We start from the raw sequence: 17603 nt of genomic DNA on the forward strand, positions 1-17603 counted from the left end.
TATCCATGCTGAATAGGTGGGCTAATGCTATCCCACCTTTTAAAATTAACTAATGTACGAGATCCGTGGGTTGTCCCGGTGCCTCAACCACACGAAGCTTGATATTAAATTTCCCTACATGCTGACCTCTCAACTCCACGATATGAACTCCGGTTTTCGCAATGAGGAAGGATTCTGTACCGGACGTATACGGATACTCAGCCCCTATCACCAAACTATCCTCATCGATTTCAGCTGTTTCCCCTTCATTAAAAATGCCATCATTGTTGCCATCATAGGCAAATGACCATAATCGCTTCACGATGATATCCTGATCTACGCTTAATCCGGTTCCAAGTACAGTAAAGGTTGCCAATCCTCGATTTGCTATATCACGTCCTGCTTTATTATTACCTGCAATATCGACAATAGGAGGCAAATCTGGTTTAACCTCTACTGTTTTGGTCGCTGATCCTGTAAGGCCCTCTGTGTCTGTGACTACAAGCGTAACCAGATAATTTCCGAGCTTGGGTGTTTTAAAATCTTTGAGTTTCCCTGATAGCGGCTGGATGTACTCAATTTCTGCTTGTGTCCCTGTTGTTTGTCCGGCTATCGGTGCTATCGTCCAGGCATACGTCAACGCCATATCTCTTGGGCTGCTGCTTTTTTCTCCGGATAATTCAATTCTCCGGCCTTCCTTCAGCCAGCCGCCAACATCAATGACAGCAACAGGCTCAGGACCGATGACATCCAGGTATGAGCAAGCTTTAGCGCTTATGCCTGATTCATTGGTTCCTGTTACGCAAACTTGGTGGGTACCTTTGACAGATGCCGTTATATTTGAATACTGCATCTTGTTTAATGGTGAGGTCCAACCCATGAAAGCTGGTAATCCTGCAAGCCAGCTTGTACTCCCTGTGAATGTCCAGCTCAGTGTCACTTTCTCGTTTTTGCTATCGGTGGCTGCTGCTTTTACAAAAACATAATCATCCTGTACCACACTGGACGTTTTCGCTCCTGTGCTGGTTTTGTACCAATCCACTTGAACAGTAGGGGCACCTGCGACTTTGATAATTTCAAAAGGTTCGGGACCTATCAACGATATTCGGCCGCAGCTATCCTCGACGTCATACATGACGATAACGTTTCCAGCTCCGATATTACCGGGATAGCTCGTAGACCCCGCCATTTGCCACGCAAAGCCTATGGTATCTTTGCCACCAACAATAGGCGTCCAGCCGTATGCGTATGCATTATTGCCCTGCGAGACTCGAAACCTCCCTGTAACGGCTGTGCAGCCATTGGCCGGATCTGTCAGTGTGACGTTAAAATCATTGGGATTCTTCCATTCGATGGTTGGGTAATGGACCTTTAGGGTTCCTTTCCATTCTCCGGGACAGCCTGCGCCCAAGCTGCAGCCTCCGGGATCGGTTCCGCCACCATTACAATTGGCTGAAGCCGTAAAGGACTCGGTTTTCGTGTTGTTAGTAGTCGATTCCTCATCCAATGAATTGTCGCTATTGGCGAGAACTGTGATTCCCTTCGTTCCTGGAGCTGAAAATTGATAGGTAAACGTCCCATCCTCCGTGGTTGTTCCGATCCCATTGAACGTATGGGTAATAATCTCCACTCCATCTGCTGAAATTTTGACTTTAAACGGGCTGGATGTAGCTGGGCCGCTGTTCGTGATTGAATACTTGAAGGTTGCACTTTTGCCTGCTTCGATGCAGGAAGGTCCGGTTAAGGTGGGAACGCTTAAATCGACTTTGGCTGTAGGTGCTGCTGTGTAGGCTACGGCTTCCAGTTTGGGGTATTTGTAGACGTAGCCGGTTAGTTTGATCATCCAATTGCTTAACCATCGTAAAACAACACCATTACCGTCGCTGCCATCTGAGACCTCACTATCCCGGTATGTTGAGAAAATCGTAGTAAAGTTAAAGCGATATTTCATGGTTGGGATATCAAGATAGTCCGTGGATAACCCTATTATATTTGCTGCCTTAAGGGTTCCAGCAGAATCTAGTTGGAAGTCGGTAGTATTGAATTCCAAATGGACGGCATCCGTTGCATTAATAGTTAATGAGGAGGTTCCCATTACATCTAATTCCATTAAGGGCAAAGTACCTTCTCTGTAATCATAGGCACTATCACAATACTGCACCGTAGATTCATATCCAGAAGGATACGCTGGAAGTGTTGATCCATAAGGCATTTCTCGTTTATGTTGTAAGCATGAAACTGGCGGTGGAGCCGGATTAATTTTATTGGTATCGTTCCTGTAAAAACGGTGTGTTTGTCCCCCATCTGCCGCAGAGTCATCATAATCGAACATCCATACTTTTTGGTTTGGATCTCTAAACCACTCGAAGGAACCTGGGTTAAGCTTTACGTAATCATTAGTAGCAACCATAATTTGACCTTGCTGTTGTAAAGGCGAAGCCACTTTATATTTGTTCCCGCTTACAAGAACCATATCTTGCAAAACTGAATGAGTATTGGCATCTCTCAATTGAACCTTAGAAATGGGATCACCCGAAGGATTAAGGATAGTGACTTCTTTCGGAGTGACACTTTGTAGCTTGGAACCATACGAACTACCATCTGGCATGGTAAAGAGCATATCGCTACTATCGTAATCGACCACTTGTACTATCTGTTGTCCAGCAGCTTGAGCTTTGTTCGTATCGATTAAAAATTCAAAGTCGGGAAGGATGAGAGAAAAGAATACAATAATATAGAAAAGTCTTTTCACCATTACTTGCCTACTAAAGAATGGTCGATACGAGATTTATACACAATGGGATTTCCAGATTCACCCAGGCTTTGTGCTGGTCGTTTATAGATACTGAAACCATTTCCATCCTTACCCTTCATTTTCGGTACCAATTGCCCGGTCACCAATCTTACATCGTGAGCACCTGCTTGTAAAACTGTATTTCCAGCTTGCAAACCAGATTGAACCTGTTGAGCATACGGTGTGACATCTATAAGCAGTCCGTCTTTTCCGATATTATCACCTGTGGCATATATGCTAGCTACATCCAAGTATGAATATTGAAAGAATTCCCTTTTTGAAAGCTCTACATAGAAATGATCAAAGGACAGAAACGCATAAGCGTTAGTCGGAACGTCTTGAGGGAATGTACGCTCATTTCCAACGGCCATTATCCACCGCATATTCTCCGGAATCAGTTTGCGATTGGGATCAGTAGGATCACCCATATCTACGACAATGTATTTTTCAGTTTCAGAAAAATATCCATTAGCGTCTTCATACCGAAGCTTATTAAAATCCAGGACGTTTCCTTGCTGAGCTCCCCACCCAAAATATTCAGGTGCCATTGTATACACATTCGTCTTGTGCCAAGCAACTTCAGCCGCCGAAGTCGCATACTTGTCCGACGGCAGCTTTTCCCCAGCTTTAAGCTTCAACATCCGTTCAATAACCGTGATCGCCTGCGCTCTCGTTGTCGGTTGATCCGCACCGATCGTTCCTTGATTATCCAAACCATTGATAATGCCTTTGCTGGTGGCCAAATACATCCACTTTAAAACGTCTGTGTTCTTCTCTCCGGCGCTTCTAACGGCTATCCTGGCCATTTCTTCTCGTGTGATGGGTGTATTGACATCCCCACTTGTATAGTCCTCGTAGCGATGGATTCCGTTCGTTACAGCTGACTCGATAAATGGCTCGTACCATGGTTTGTCCAGTGCCGCTAACGTCTTCAAGCTCATAGCTGTAACTGCCATTTTAATGAATTCAGCTCTGCTCACATTTTGCTCCGGTTTAAAGGTTTCATCTGCATATCCGTCGACATAGCCTTTTTTCACTGCAATTTGGACATCTGATGCTGCCCAGTGTCCACGAATATCTTTAAAGTTAATCGAGGCAGCTGCATGGATCGTAGCTGTAGGTAGCGAAACGGTGAATGCTGTTAGTAAAGTAAAGGTTGTTAACGATTTTAATAGTTTCATAGGATATTGCCTCCATTGTGGTATCGATTATGTATTTGTGGAAACCAGGATTTAAACAAAAATAGCACCCCAAACCTAAGGTAAAAAAACCTCGAATGGCGGTGCTTCCGACATAATATTATGAATTTATTTGTCATCATCCAATATTTACCTGCAATAGTTCGATTATACAAGAATTTGGATTATTTATGCAACAGTAAAATTTAGTTTCCATCCGTTACTTGGGATCCAATTCACCATAAGCCTGCTCCAAGCCATTCTCAGAGCCCTTGGCATGGCCTACTTTAAATCCTTCCTCGTACCCGCTGTTGAAGCCTTTGTTATACTCCTCACTATACGCTGCCTCTTTATGCGGGCCGGCTTTAGGGCTATTGACCTTGCGTCTGGAAGTACGGATTTTGCCCCTGCTCAGTCGCTTTCCAGAGCGGCCTAACACCGTTTTTTTTGCAGCGATTGCCTTTTTTGTCGAAGCAGTTTTTGGGGCAGAGACTTTTTTACCGATTGCTTTTTTTCGGCTGGAAACCGATTTCTTAGCACGGATGTGCTTGCTGATTGTGAGCGGTTTGCGAACGGATCGACGCTTTCTGGATGCAGTCACTCCCATTGCCAGTGTTCCTCCCCTCTAGTTCAGACTGTTTCCCTTGATCTTCCTTGTTTCATCTCTATTCCTGTATACCTTGGCGTAATTCCGTTACATGTTCGTGGTTCAGCCATGGTTTGCCATTATGTCCTCGAACTCGTACTCTGCGCCGAATTGTAATTCCGGTAATTTTGGCTGTAAGCTGTCGTTGGTAATTACTGATCTGCTGAATATTGTCAACAACGCGCTGTACGGTCTCTTTCGGGTTCATAGTAATGCTCTCAGAACTGATGTGAGCATCTGCAGATTTCTGGGTAAGGTCTGCAACGGCTTCTAGCATTTGGGTAAGCGCACGCTGACTTCTCGCAATTGAGGTTAGCATATGCATTTGTATGCGCTGTTCATGGGTATAGGCTGGAGCGTTGGGCCGGTCCGTCATTTGAGGCTCCCACCCAGATTGAACAAGTCGCCCATACCACCGCCGCCGGAACCAGAGCCGCCCAACATATCTTCCTCTTCTTTTTGATTTAAAATAATGGTGAGATTTTTGGCCAGTGCACTTTCCATCTTCGTAAGTCCGTCAATCAGCTCGATTAATTGATCATGAACATCCATCGTTTCCTTCACTTGCTGAGCATGATCCTCATAGGCAGAGAGGTTGAGACGATTACATATCCAATGACGCGACTTTACTGCTTCAATCGCCTTCGCTTCCAAAATTATGGCTATATTCAATTGGAACTTGGCCGCTGCTGTCATCATCCGATTAAACGATTCCGGTCTGCTCAAAGCACTACCTCCTTAACTGTACAATGTATACTACCAGATGGTCTGCGATTTATTCGTCAGCAGCCTGATCTCCCATTTCCTTCATCACACTGCTCAAATTTTCCGCCAAAGCATCTTCTAAATCGGCCAAGCTATTTAAATAGGCGGTAACACTTTTTGTAATAAGAAGAGAGTGCTCCATCAGCGACTGAATTTCGCCAAGGTTCGGATCTACTGTTGAGACTTGATGATTAAGCGATGATAAATGAACAACCACATGCCGCTTTGCCTCAATGATATTGGCCATTTGCTCCTGCGAGTTGGCCATATGATGAATCATCTCCGTGATTTGATTTTGCACCCTTTACCCCTCCTCAGTGCTTCCATAGGAAGCTGACTTCGTTAGCATTTACTTAGTACTTCCTTCGTAAGCTATCGCAGAACTTTTTACAGGGAAGCTAACTTTGTTAGCATTGTTTAAAGCTGTTCGCTGAAAAGCTAATTAAGAAAATCGGATATCATCAGAAGCTGCTTAGAGCAATCTTTTAAAAAATGGACTTCTCACAATCGCACGGTATCTCCTGTAGCCTATGCCAAAGTAATTAGGAAAGCCACTATTTCCACTGCCCAAATCTTAAATATTGTCCGATCTCAGCGTAATTGGAGCAATAATTGGCAGTCCTATCGGCATGCTGCTTAACTGAGAGTCATTCACAGCTACCGGCTTTTGGCGATCGAATCCCCATACTGATATAGCAAGCTCGGATACAATTCTTCTCAGCCGCCCGCCCTCATGAAGGAACAATTGTCCATCCCGCTTTTGAAGCAGAGTCCCTTCCTGCACGCCTGAGCTTGGATCAGCCATTGCATGAGCACGATTACGAACCTCATCAGCATGTATCCCATTTCCGCGTATACATCCCCTCAGCTCCACATGCGATAGACGGGCTGGGGATACTGGCAAACTATCCGTTCCCGTCAAAAGGCGACGTACGCCAGCATGCAGCTCATAGACAGTACCCCGGCTTCCCTGCACAACGGCATGATCCGGGTAGTAATGAATCATCGATCTCCGTTCTCCATTGGCAGGCAAGCCCTCCATTTCAGATATGAGCTGGTCCACACTCCCCCATTTTTTAGCATAATAGTCAAGATTACGTCCATATACCTCTCCCATCTCCGAACCGAGCGCCTTCATGCTCACACTGCCGACATGATGAATAAAAGAATCGCCTGCGATCACAAGATCCAAACCAAGCAGCCGAACCCTGAGGCAAAAATCATCGTCCTCACAATTCCCGATCAGGAAGCCTTCATCAAAATAACCAAGCCGCTCGAACAAATCCCTTCGGAAAAGTAGACAAAAACCGGTGATCCGAGCTGTTTTTTTCCAGCGAAGCGGATCGGGTCGATTAAATTCTGCAGCAAAACGGTGCATTTCCTCCAACGATGTATACGAGGTGGCAACCAGCTGCTCCCCGCTAATATAGTTCGTCATGGGACCTACCAGGCCGAATCGTTCGTCACTATCGAGACAGCGATGCAGGTTAGTCAACCAGCCTTGTGTAACCACTGTATCATTATTGAGCAGCAGCAGCCTGGACCCTCTGGCCATTTTCATACCCTGATTCACTCCACCGGCGAAGCCGATATTATCCGGATTGATCCGGTAACGGAGTTTACCTGCCATCGTCCGCAGATAGTCTGCTGTATTGTCGGTTGAAGCGTTGTCGATCACAATGATTTCGTGAGGCTCAGGTGTAAACTGACTGATGCTTTCGATGCACTGCCGCAGCAGCTCACCTTGATTAAAGGTCGGGATAATGATACTTGTGCCCTCGAACATAACGGTGAAAGAAGCTGCACCTGCAGTAACACCTGAAGGATAACCGATACCATAGCCTGCCTGATAACCGGCAAGATATCCCAACCTGTAACGAGCAGATACCTTGGCCATCTTCAATTTACGTCGCGGTTTCCTGTTCATCAATGGCGCTTTCCGCTTGCGCGAAGAACGTTTGGTTCTCCTTACCGTAAGAACGGTTTTCCGCTTTTTTACAGCCTTTTTACGTCCCCTGGTCATCCGGAGTATGACCTCCTTCCGGTTGGTATGATGTTTGTATAGTTGGGCTCTACAGCCCGCTGTTTCAGTACAAGGTTTCTTTGCGGGTTGCCAGCTCATCTGCCAAATGGCCAAAATCGATAGCGACCTTGCCCATCTCGGTTGCGATTCGCTGTGCTATCGTGACTGCTGACACCCCTGCTGATATAAGTGCAAGATCAAAGTCATGACGGGATACCTCCGCCATCACACGCGGAATATCCCTCACTCCATGTACCGGAGTAATAATACCGCTAACCGTCATACCTTGCTCCGTCAAGACAGTAGATAACGTTTCTGCCATATTGCCTACAAGCAGTATCCGACTTCCCCGTAACAGTCCTGCAAGTCGTCCTTCATTAAAAATATAATAGTTGACAAGGGAGTGAGTCAGGCTCAAGTTATGGTAGTCGACACCATGCGCGCGCAGCGCTTGGAAAGCCATAGGCTGATAGGTGAAATTACGAAGCTTCGGAATGCCAACCACCGTCGCCTGCTTCAAGGAGCTAATAAGTTGATCTCTTGCCGCCAAATCCGGGACATCGACTCCGGCATAGCTGAGAAACTTCCCTTCCTCCTTAACCTGATCAATGCTGAGTATGGTTTCCTGCGCCATCGTCAATACTTCGCCATCCCCAATGCGCACAAGGGAAAAGGGAGTTTTGGTATCCAGTGCATGACGCAAACGATGAGTAATTTGCTCTGCATTTTGCAAAATAAAAAATTGTGAATGCATCTGCCCGATCCCCGCTTCAATAATATGTCTGATTGATATTTCAGGTAGAATCGCATCGAATGGCAGCAGCGAATCGACAATTCCGTCGCCTCCTGCATACAAGCCTTCCTTATGTCCATCACGGTGTCCTTGATTATAGCTTTGCTCGTGGATCCGCTCGTGGATCAGGCTGTTGGAGTTCTTGGACTGGCCATCCTGATATCCGGACTGATAGCCCTTGGAATGCGAATCATCCAGCATCTGATTGACTATGGACGGACTGAACCGTTTGGTAATATCCGCTTTTCCTCTGCTGAGGGTTCTTCTCCCTGTTTTATTTAAATCTTTACTACGTTTTCCACCGAGCTTCCTCTTCAGCTTGAATGTCGACTTATGCGTGCCTCGGAGCTGCTTGCCATACGGAGATGTTTTACCCCCTGCAGGCTGCTTACTAACCTTTCGTTTTACCTTTATTTTCATAGTTTCAACACCTCATCATCGTCACATTGTGTGCAGCTGTTCATGATAGAAAGGCAGCATGCAGCAGCTCTTGAAGCCGTGAGCTATACGTGTGCTCCCGCACTGTGCGTGCCAGTCCGTTCAACGCTATTCGTCTGCGCTGCTGCTCATTCTGCAAATAATACTCGATTTTATGGGCAAGCTCCTCCGGGGAAGCAAACGTCTCGATCTCCACACCCGGTGTATAAAATGTCTCCAGTCCTCCTCTGGCATCGACTAGTTGAAGGGTTCCTACAGCGCCAATTTCAAACGTGCGCGGATTGGGTGAGATTGCTGGTATCCTTCGCTGATTGGCATTGATCTCATCATCATCAAAAGCGCGATGACAGTTAATAACGATCTTGGCACCCGCATAGCAATTGACTGTATCCTCACTTGTCAGCCAAGCGGCATCTCCACGAATAAACGGCTGCAGCAGCGAATAGTGCTCCAGCCGTTCCCACCACCTGCCGGCAATTAACGTTTTTTTCGATGCCAGCAGCGGAGCGATCGCATCAAATAAGGTGATGCGATTGCGATAGCCGCTTCCCAAAAAACAGATATCATTATGGAACTCGGAAGCAACTCGCTGAGGCTTGTATATATGTGTGGATACCGCCAAAGGAATAAAGTGGACGTTTGGGCATCCAAGGCCGCGATACCATTCAACACAGTTCAACTCCTGCGTAAACACGATATCGTAGTTCAGAGCAATCGCTCCGGACAAATCGGCGTAGTAAGGATCATCCGTGAACCAGACAGCCGTGCGATGGCCTCGCTGACGAAGCAGTTGAATGGTCTCGGCGGATACATAATCCATACCATTAAACACGAGCACGAGGTCAGGCTTCATAGTCTGAGCTATTAAGGCCACATCATCAAAAGGAGTAGCTACTCGCAGCTCAGAGACAAGCTCATGCAAGCTAAGCAGCAGTCCGCGTTCTATCGTTGCATAGGGATCTCCCTGCCCGGAAACGACAAACATAAGCCGCCACTGTCTGGTTCGCAGAGGTTCCTTACGCTGATTGCTGCGTATGACCGTCTCACAGCTTCCCAAATGATACCCCTCGGATAGGCCAAGCGGATAAGCTGTTTTCCAGCCCTGGCGAAAGCCCGCGCTCATACTCTCTATAGGTTTCTTTATAATCCTTGAAGCCTTCGTGATCCTTGAACCTCTTCGTATCCTTGAATTTCTTAAGCTCCTTGAAGTCCTCGAAATTCCTGAGCCTACTCGCCTTCGTATTCTCCATGAATGTTTGCTTTTTCCCGCAGCCTTCATCGTCTTCTCCCCCCTTTCCGATATTATGGGAATAATAGCTGCAGCATCGTCAGCAGCCTTTTGTTGTAAGTATGCTGCTCCATAGTACGGCGCAGCCCACGAAACGCAATAGCCTCCCGCTCTTCATCATGCTCCAGATAATAGCTGGCTTTTTCAATAAAATCCTGTGGCGACTCATAGGTTGCAATCTCTCGTCCGGGTACGTAAAGCTGCGGCAAATCCGTTCTTGAATCCGTTAGCTGAAAAGCACCGCTTGCACATATTTCGTACGTACGAGGATTGATTGAATGTCCAATAATGCCTCTACTATTAAAGTTGGCGGGGTCTTGATCCGAACGATGCAGATTGATGACGATCTTTGCTCCGTTATAAAAGCTCGCTGTTTCCTCAGGAGGCATCCAATTGATGTTCGGTTTGATTTTATCCCTGAGCAGCTCGTAATTTCCCAGACGGTCCCACCACCAGCCAGCGATCATCGTCTTTTTCTGAGCCAAAAAAGGGGCTACCTGTTCAATAAACGCGATACGATTCCAAAATCCGTTGGCTATAAAACAAATATCGGTATGATAGGTCATCTCTACTTTCTTCGGCGCATACAAGTGCATCGCTGCAGCAAGCGGAAGGTAATGAACCTGCGCACAGCCGAGCTCTTTATACCAGGCAACACAATTCATCTCATGTGTAAACACGATGTCATAATGCGGGGCAAGTACAGCACTAATGTCTGAATGATACGGATCGTCCACCGTCCATACGACCGTTCGAATCCCCTGCGCCCGCAAAGCATCAACCTGTGCAGAAGGGAATCGGGTTCCGTTTAAGACGATGACCAGATCAGGGCGAAGCTGTACTGCCATCGAAGCAGCATCCTCTCCCTCATGAAGTGGGGTGACCACCCTGACTAATTTTTGAAGGGCTGCAATAATCCCATCATCAAGGGAAACAAATCCTTCCTTCACATAAAAAATGTGTACATCCCAATGAGCATCCGGTTCCGGGGCTCCCTTACCCATAACTGCCTCGCAGCCTCCCAGATGAAACCCGTATTGGGTCCCATGTGTGTAGCCATCCCGTCGACCTACTTCATAACCATTGGTTATAGGGTTGTGCGGAATGATCGATTGGATTTTTCGTCTGATTTTCCATCGGGTTTTCTTTCCGGCCTTCAATTTTGATTTGAGCGCTACTTTACGTACACTTCGCTTCGCTTTCAAGCCGTATCGCCCCCTTCGATTCTCACGAAGCTTCGGGGATCAACACCCCACTTTTGCACAAATTTATGCTCGTTTGGGTTAGCCAGATTTTGGACCTGCTGGTTGTCTTCTTTATTATGACTGGCATTACCCAAATCAAATACAAACGTATCGCCGGCCACCAGTAAGCGATAACCACTCAAACGTGCCCTGTAACAGTAATCATCTTCAAAGTAACCTGGTGGAAACTGTTCGTCGAGAAAGCCAATATGCTCTACAAGCTCTCTTTTGATTAAAAAGCAAAATCCAGCCAGCCTTTCAACCGACTGCCATTTCCGTGAATCGGGTAAGTTGATCATTTCGGCCGAATGCTTAAAGGTGCTAATTGGCATATCCGCCATTTGCTTACTGCTTGTAGGACGGGTTACAGGGCCAACAATCCCGATCTCCTCGCTGCTGTAAAGGCAGTTCAACAGGTTGGAGAGCCAACGGGGAGAAGCCACAACATCATTGTTCAGCAGCAGCAGCGCATCTCCACTGCCGAGATGCAGTCCCAGATTGTGCGATCTCGTAAATCCACGACTGGACGGAGTAGAAATGAAGCGTACCTGCTTCTGGCGGCAGTAATCGACGGAGCCATCCGTGGAACCGCTGTCGACCACAATAATTTCGTAGGGGGTATCGGTATATTTCTGAATGGACTGAATACATCGCTGCAGTAAAGGAAGTCCGTTTCTATTAGAGATAATCATACTTGTCATCTTCATTCTTGTGAGCCTCCTTCCTTTACGCCAGATAAGATCTTTTTCGAATGAGATCGGTAAAGGACAGCCTTGCCCCGCCCAGTTTCTGTACGGCATGGAGCGCTTCAATATGATCCCCGATGATCATATCGGACACAGAATTATGTGCACCTGCGTTATGTTGATTGACTCTGTTTGTTGTAATCACATCTACACTCCAAGGAGCGGTAACAACCAGTCCTTTGGCAAGTGCTAGCGCCTGGGCTTTAGGCGGCACCATCAACTGCTCTATGCCAATCGTATCCAGAGCTCTGCGCGATAATGCATGAGGCACCGCTGTTAGCGAATCGGCACCCAGATCAGATCGACACAGCGAGACATTGATCAGCTTTTTCACCTTACTAACCCCATCCCAATGCGTATATGTCTTCAGGTAAGGCGAGATGTGATTCAGTGCCACGTCCGCCCCCCGATCAATAGCAGCTATAAACGGAATCAATTGTTCAGCAGCAACGGTCATATCGCCATCCACATACAGAACAATATCAGCGCCCGTAAGCTTTGACCCAACAGCCCGACCCACATCATAGCCCAAAGGCTCGGGGTAATGGACAACTATCGCATTCGATCCTTTTCGAACCTTCTGGAAGGTCGAATCACCAGAGCCGTTAACGACGACTATGATTTCCTCCAATGGCATCCGTTGAAGCTGATGCAGCACGTTCATTACCGTTGCTTCCTCATTCATTACGGAGATCACGACGCTCACTGTACGCTGGGTTGGGAGCAGCATCCAGTCTTTAACATTAATGCCTGACACAAGGCTGTAACCAATAAGATAACCTTTTACCGCTTCCCAATAATGCTTCCAGGCTCTATCGTTAAATGGTTTCTGCTTGATTCTCGTCACCCATAGGTCATTTAACAATTTTTTCTGGTTGCCGTCCTCAGGCTTTGGATCATGCAGCGCATCTTCTCGACCTGCTTGTTCGCCCCATGCTTTCCAATCTACAGGAGTACGAGGCGATGATCGCAGCGCGAATTTTAACGAGCTTTTTTTACTCCTCGGCCGGAGCGTTCCCAGTGGACGTCTTAACCGGCCATTCCGGCTCGAGACAGCTTTTCGCTTCATGCTGCTTTCAGCAATAATACCCTTACTTTTGCGAAGCTTCATATTTACCACCTCACCAGCTCTCTCTTTCTGCCCATATCTGTTTTACCGTAACGTTCCCCATGCTGTAGTGTCAGCCAATAAATGGCCTCCAGATGATCTCCTACTATTAGATCGCCAACGGGATCCAGCTTTCGACTTTTACGACGCAGTGGATTCAGCTTCAATACGTTAATATAATGAACAGCCTCCATCCGAAGCTTGGTCGCCTGGGCTATCGCCTGTGATTTAGGTGGCACAGCCAGATTCTCTGCTTCAATCTCGTGTAATGCCTTCCTGCTAATGGCATGGGGTATCGTCGTCATCGAAGCCCCTTTCAAGTCAGCTCTGCCTAATATTGCATTCAACGCATGCTTGGCTGCCACAACCTGATGGATCTCTTTTCGGTTTGTTAGCCCGGAGTAGCTATTCAGCGCCACATCGACTCCATCACTCACAGCTTTCACAAAAGGCCGCAGCTCACGTGCCGAAATGACCATATCCCCATCCAGAAACAGGATCACATCACCCTTAGCCACCCTCGCCCCGATGCTTCTGCCAACATCATGTCCCAACTGCTCCTTGAACTCGATTACGATTGCACCAAGTCTTCTGGCCAACTGCTTCGTCCCATCCTTGGAGCCATTGCATACGACAATAACCTCGCAAGCCTTATGAACGGCATAAGCTTGTTGGATAACGCGCGCCAATGTTCTTTTCTCATTGAATACCGGAATGATAATCGAAACCTTAGGCTTCGAGGCATTTCGGACAAGAGTTTGTCGCAGCGGCTTTTTCATGAATTCCCAACTCCTGTTCCAGGCTAGTAGTCTCTTCTCCTTCTCCATCTTATGTCTATCCGTCAGGTGAAACAGGGCATTCGTTCCATAGGCCGTAAAATCGGGCGAAAAGCCCGTCCAGAACCAAACATTGAAGAAGATTTTCCTTCCCTTCGCCATAGTCAAACGCCGTTTTTTACGGGTAGGGGTCAAGGGTCTATAAGTCGTTCACTACGCCTGCATAGTATGGAGTCAAGTGCATATCCACTGCTGCCTTCTATCCGTCCCACAAGCTGGTTTGCGCATACAAAGCCTCGTTGAAAAGCAGGTATTCTATAAGAATGCCAACAAATGCTTCCCCGGAAAGGGTGACAATCATGACTTTAGCCATTAAAGTAAGGAAGAAAAAGAGGTCTCTGGCAGCAGCCGATCGTTCCGGTAAAAAGCTTAAAAGAAAACTCAGACTCAGAAGAAAAAAACACAGAATCAAAACCCGATTAAAAGGGAAATTAAAATTAAGAAGGTTAAAACGAAGAGGCAAGCTGAAAGTTAGACGAAAAATCAGAATGAAACGTAAAAAAGATCTCCGTAGGAGAAAATGGAAGCTTTCAAGAAAACACAGAAGATTCAAGAAAAAAAGAATGAAAGCCAGAAGAAAGAAACGTTCTCCTGTCCCTCCACAGGCAGCTGTTGTAGAAGCAGTCCCACCACCGGCTGCGCCTCCCTCTGTCGGACCAGGAAATGCACCCGGTATTAACTTGATTGGTTTTATCCGTGCTGAAATTGGGCTTGGAGAATCTGCGCGTCTGGCGGCTCGGGCGATTCAAACAACGGATGTCCCTTTTGGCATTCTCGACTTCCCCTTAAATGTCGCAAGCCGTATGGACGATACGACCTGGGCTCATAAAGAAACGCAGCATCCCGCTTACAATACAAACATCCTTCATATGAATGGCGATTCCCTTCTTCATGCACAAATGCATTTTGGTCAAGAACTTTTTCAAGGTCGCTACAATATCGGATTTTGGCACTGGGAGCTGCCCGACTTCCCGGACGAAAACTTGCCAGGATTTGATCTGGTGAATGAGGTTTGGGTTCCGACCAGCTTCGTACACGAATCCGTATCCAAAAAATCTCCGGTACCTGTCGTCCGTATTCCACATGGAATCGAAGTCGAGGTTTCGCCGGACATTAACCGAGACACGTTTGGACTTCCGAGCAACCAGTTCCTCTTTTATATGATGTATGACGTTCAGAGCCATACAGCGAGAAAGAACCCTCAAGCTGTCATTGAAGCATTCAAGCTTGCTTTTGAAATGAATAATCCGAATGTCGGCCTTGTCTTGAAAATCAATAATATGAGCTTCCAACCCTCGGACCTGGAGGGACTGCGAGAGCTGGTCAGTGGACACAGTAATATATATATCATCGATCGTATTCTATCCCGTGTAGAGGTTAATTCCTTGCTTCAATGTACAGACTGCTTTGTTTCCCTACACCGTTCGGAGGGCTTCGGACTTGGTCTCGCGGAAGCGATGTATTTGGGGAAACCGGTCGTTGCAACGAACTGGTCAGGTAATACGGACTTTATGAACCCAACCAATTCCTGTCCCGTTAATTATCAGCTCGTACAGGTAGGCCAGGATTGGGGACCTTATAAAGCCTATCAAACCTGGGCAGAGCCTGATGTGCATCATGCAGCACAGCTCATGCATAATCTCGTTAACAATCCGGAATGGCGCCATTCGATAGCTGCTAATGGTCAACAGACCATCCGCAACGAGTATTCGCCACAAGTAGTAGGCCAAATGGTTAAAGAACGTCTGCGAAGTCTCGGATTAGTCTAGCTGCTTGAAAATGTAGGAATACCCTCGGAGTAATGCCCGAACAAGTCCCCCTCTCGCTGCATTTACTATTATATGTAAAGCGGGAGGAGGTGAATTACTATGGCAGTTACTGTATACTCCACTGGCTCTATTTCTAACAAATTGCATGTGGGCGACCATATTCGAGTTAATGTCGATAACAGAACGGAAGCTATTCAAACATTCCGTGCCTTACTGTGGAACACATCGAATGGTCTCAGCCCCAAGATTCTGCTTGACGAGGTACTCGCAACCGTCGGAGCCAACGGCGCGGTCAATTTCCGATTGACGGCAACTGCAGTTGCGCACGATGCATTCGAAATCGAAGTACGCTTATCCGATGCACATATGACAGTTGTGTTGGATGATGGCACGGGCGGTTTGAGATTGAAGCATAAGCTTCCTATTCTCCCGGGTGAATTCTTCGTCGATTTTGATCCGAACGGCAGCGTGTAAGTTCATACACTGCAAGACCGAATGATCGCCATATGGCGGTCATTTTTTTGTCTATTGATATAATCATCTTATCTGACAATGATAAGCGGTTGCGGCCCTTTTTTATGTATGGCTCACCTTCATCTCTTCGGATCAGGTTTAACTACTAATACAGGTGTAAGAGTTGTAGTTAATGTTATTAAAGTACTAGTAATTTCCAAAAAATTATTGTCAAGTGCAGTGGAAATATATAACGATGAACTTTATTAATGATTTTTGGAGGGGGAGATTTTTACTGATAAATTCTTAATCTCAAGCTGAACAGATAAAAAAACGGGAAGATTATTAATCCTTCCCGTTTTTACATAAATTGTTATCAGGCGAGATAAAGTTCTAATCGATTTCGTTAAACTGCGACTAATGTTTTGAATTCGAAGATATAAACAAAATATTAAATAATCGATATACCCGCGCTTCCAAAACCTTCAACCGTAGTGAGAACCGCAACTGCAGTATCTATAGAGAAAACCAGTAATAATTTTTCCCCTGCAGCAACCGGTAGTCCCGCGACAGCAGTACCACTAGCTGTGGCTCCAACGGCAATTATAGGTCCTATAGCTGGCGTTAATAGTACAAAGGCACCTGATGGAGAAAAAGTATTGCTAGCTGCAAGTGCCGTATATATTTCTGCTCTAATAGTAACAGCTGTACCTAAAGCTACTGCCAATGTCACACTAAAGAATGCAGATATTGATGTTACAGTTCCGGTACGAGGTGCGACAAATGCGAAGTCAAGAACGCCCCCGACACCAGGACTTAGAGTAATTGTTCCTCCACCAATAGTAACACCATCAGTAGAACTTCCGAACCCAATAAGACCTCCAGTATCAGCTAATCCACCTAGAACATTAGTCAATGTTACTGGAGTACCTGAAGCGAATGGAATGATTGCACCACCCCCAGTAACTCCTTGTGGGCCTTGAGCTCCTTGGACTCCTGTTGCTCCTTGTGGGCCTTGTACGCCTTGAGCACCAGTTGTTCCTTGTGGGCCTTGAACGCCTTGAGGTCCTGCGGTTCCTTGGTCGCCTTGTGGGCCTTGCGCCCCTGTTGCTCCTTGTGGACCTTGGACGCCTTGCGGGCCTGCTGTTCCTTGATCGCCTTGTGGGCCTTGGGCTCCTTGAACTCCTGTTGCTCCTTGTGGACCTTGGACGCCTTGAGGTCCTGCGACTCCTTGAGTGCCTTGTGGGCCTTGAGCTCCTTGGACTCCTGTTGCTCCTTGTGGGCCTTGTACGCCTTGAGCACCAGTTGTTCCTTGTGGGCCTTGAACGCCTTGAGGTCCTGCGGTTCCTTGGTCGCCTTGTGGGCCTTGCGCCCCTGTTGCTCCTTGTGGACCTTGGACGCCTTGCGGGCCTGCTGTTCCTTGATCGCCTTGTGGGCCTTGGGCTCCTTGAACTCCTGTTGCTCCTTGTGGACCTTGGACGCCTTGAGGTCCTGCGACTCCTTGAGTGCCTTGTGGGCCTTGGGCTCCTTGAACTCCTGTTGC

Annotated in this window: 18 protein-coding genes; 2 read left to right on the forward strand and 16 right to left on the reverse strand. The window is 46.9% G+C overall.

Going from position 1 to position 17603, the window contains the following annotated elements:
• Positions 1–49: 49 nt before the first annotated feature.
• From OB236_RS16590 to OB236_RS16655, 14 genes are all read right to left on the reverse strand, one after another.
• Positions 50–2734: a CARDB domain-containing protein gene (locus tag OB236_RS16590; protein WP_262684977.1), complete on the reverse strand. Its 2685-nt coding sequence runs from the start codon at positions 2732–2734 to the stop codon at positions 50–52.
• Positions 2734–3954, reverse strand: a complete 1221-nt coding sequence (locus OB236_RS16595) for an S-layer homology domain-containing protein (protein WP_262684978.1) — start codon at positions 3952–3954, stop codon at positions 2734–2736. The genes OB236_RS16590 and OB236_RS16595 overlap by 1 nt, the downstream gene beginning before the upstream one ends.
• Positions 3955–4171: 217 nt before the next feature.
• Entirely contained in the window at positions 4172–4558 is a 387-nt protein-coding gene (locus OB236_RS16600; RefSeq protein ID WP_262684979.1) for a hypothetical protein, read from the reverse strand.
• A gap of 58 nt (positions 4559–4616) precedes the next feature.
• Positions 4617–4973 carry a hypothetical protein gene (locus tag OB236_RS16605; RefSeq protein WP_262684980.1) on the reverse strand — a complete coding sequence of 119 codons (357 nt, stop codon included), beginning with the start codon at positions 4971–4973 and terminating at the stop codon, positions 4617–4619.
• Complete coding sequence (locus tag OB236_RS16610) at positions 4970–5323, reverse strand: restriction endonuclease subunit S (protein WP_262684981.1); 354 nt, start codon at positions 5321–5323, stop codon at positions 4970–4972. Before OB236_RS16610 ends, OB236_RS16605 begins: the two co-directional genes overlap by 4 nt.
• A gap of 49 nt (positions 5324–5372) precedes the next feature.
• On the reverse strand, positions 5373–5663 hold the full coding sequence (locus OB236_RS16615) for a hypothetical protein (RefSeq protein WP_076231955.1): 291 nt from the start codon (positions 5661–5663) through the stop codon (positions 5373–5375).
• 273 nt (positions 5664–5936) lie between these two features.
• Positions 5937–7385 carry a glycosyltransferase family 2 protein gene (locus tag OB236_RS16620; protein WP_262684982.1) on the reverse strand — a complete coding sequence of 483 codons (1449 nt, stop codon included), beginning with the start codon at positions 7383–7385 and terminating at the stop codon, positions 5937–5939.
• A 64-nt stretch (positions 7386–7449) separates the two neighbouring features.
• Entirely contained in the window at positions 7450–8598 is a 1149-nt protein-coding gene (locus OB236_RS16625) for a GT-D fold domain-containing protein (protein WP_262684983.1), read from the reverse strand.
• Between the two features lie 40 nt (positions 8599–8638).
• Positions 8639–9673, reverse strand: coding sequence for a CgeB family protein (locus tag OB236_RS16630; RefSeq protein WP_262684984.1), 1035 nt, complete (start codon positions 9671–9673; stop codon positions 8639–8641).
• The gene (locus OB236_RS16635) at positions 9660–9866 is read right to left on the reverse strand and encodes a hypothetical protein (protein ID WP_262684985.1); all 207 of its coding nucleotides are present in this window, start codon (positions 9864–9866) and stop codon (positions 9660–9662) included. The genes OB236_RS16630 and OB236_RS16635 overlap by 14 nt, the downstream gene beginning before the upstream one ends.
• 52 nt (positions 9867–9918) lie before the next feature.
• Positions 9919–11109 (reverse strand): CgeB family protein, encoded by a 1191-nt coding sequence (locus OB236_RS16640; RefSeq protein WP_262684986.1) that lies wholly within the window; start codon positions 11107–11109, stop codon positions 9919–9921.
• Positions 11106–11855, reverse strand: coding sequence for a glycosyltransferase family 2 protein (locus tag OB236_RS16645; protein WP_262684987.1), 750 nt, complete (start codon positions 11853–11855; stop codon positions 11106–11108). Before OB236_RS16645 ends, OB236_RS16640 begins: the two co-directional genes overlap by 4 nt.
• 19 nt (positions 11856–11874) lie before the next feature.
• Positions 11875–13005, reverse strand: a complete 1131-nt coding sequence (locus tag OB236_RS16650) for a glycosyltransferase family 2 protein (RefSeq protein ID WP_262684988.1) — start codon at positions 13003–13005, stop codon at positions 11875–11877.
• Between the two features lie 2 nt (positions 13006–13007).
• The gene (locus tag OB236_RS16655) at positions 13008–13781 is read right to left on the reverse strand and encodes a glycosyltransferase family 2 protein (protein ID WP_262684989.1); all 774 of its coding nucleotides are present in this window, start codon (positions 13779–13781) and stop codon (positions 13008–13010) included.
• Between the two features lie 620 nt (positions 13782–14401).
• Here OB236_RS16655 and OB236_RS16660 point away from each other — a divergent pair.
• On the forward strand, positions 14402–15607 hold the full coding sequence (locus tag OB236_RS16660; RefSeq protein WP_256711340.1) for a glycosyltransferase family 4 protein: 1206 nt from the start codon (positions 14402–14404) through the stop codon (positions 15605–15607).
• Positions 15608–15706: 99 nt separating this feature from the next.
• Positions 15707–16081 (forward strand): hypothetical protein, encoded by a 375-nt coding sequence (locus OB236_RS16665; RefSeq protein ID WP_076231965.1) that lies wholly within the window; start codon positions 15707–15709, stop codon positions 16079–16081.
• Positions 16082–16511: 430 nt separating this feature from the next.
• Here the strand turns inward: OB236_RS16665 and OB236_RS16670 are convergent, their stop codons facing one another.
• Positions 16512–16976, reverse strand: a complete 465-nt coding sequence (locus OB236_RS16670; RefSeq protein WP_262684990.1) for an exosporium glycoprotein BclB-related protein — start codon at positions 16974–16976, stop codon at positions 16512–16514.
• 2 nt (positions 16977–16978) lie between these two features.
• A partial coding sequence (locus tag OB236_RS16675) for a hypothetical protein (RefSeq protein ID WP_262684991.1) occupies positions 16979–17603 on the reverse strand: 625 nt, incomplete at its 5' end.

The sequence above is a fragment of the Paenibacillus baimaensis genome, assembly GCF_025567575.1.

Excerpts from the sequence above, each read along its gene's own strand:
- OB236_RS16660 (WP_256711340.1), top strand. The coding sequence starts at position 14,402 with ATGAAAGCCAGAAGAAAGAAACGTTCTCCTGTCCCTCCACAGGCAGCT.
- OB236_RS16600 (WP_262684979.1), bottom strand. The coding sequence starts at position 4,558 with ATGGGAGTGACTGCATCCAGAAAGCGTCGATCCGTTCGCAAACCGCTC.
- OB236_RS16645 (WP_262684987.1), bottom strand. The coding sequence starts at position 11,855 with ATGAAGATGACAAGTATGATTATCTCTAATAGAAACGGACTTCCTTTA.
- OB236_RS16635 (WP_262684985.1), bottom strand. The coding sequence starts at position 9,866 with ATGGAGAATACGAAGGCGAGTAGGCTCAGGAATTTCGAGGACTTCAAG.
- OB236_RS16655 (WP_262684989.1), bottom strand. The coding sequence starts at position 13,781 with ATGAAAAAGCCGCTGCGACAAACTCTTGTCCGAAATGCCTCGAAGCCT.
- OB236_RS16595 (WP_262684978.1), bottom strand. The coding sequence starts at position 3,954 with ATGAAACTATTAAAATCGTTAACAACCTTTACTTTACTAACAGCATTC.
- OB236_RS16625 (WP_262684983.1), bottom strand. The coding sequence starts at position 8,598 with ATGAAAATAAAGGTAAAACGAAAGGTTAGTAAGCAGCCTGCAGGGGGT.
- OB236_RS16590 (WP_262684977.1), bottom strand. The coding sequence starts at position 2,734 with ATGGTGAAAAGACTTTTCTATATTATTGTATTCTTTTCTCTCATCCTT.
- OB236_RS16665 (WP_076231965.1), top strand. The coding sequence starts at position 15,707 with ATGGCAGTTACTGTATACTCCACTGGCTCTATTTCTAACAAATTGCAT.
- OB236_RS16605 (WP_262684980.1), bottom strand. The coding sequence starts at position 4,973 with ATGACGGACCGGCCCAACGCTCCAGCCTATACCCATGAACAGCGCATA.
- OB236_RS16650 (WP_262684988.1), bottom strand. The coding sequence starts at position 13,005 with ATGAAGCTTCGCAAAAGTAAGGGTATTATTGCTGAAAGCAGCATGAAG.
- OB236_RS16620 (WP_262684982.1), bottom strand. The coding sequence starts at position 7,385 with ATGACCAGGGGACGTAAAAAGGCTGTAAAAAAGCGGAAAACCGTTCTT.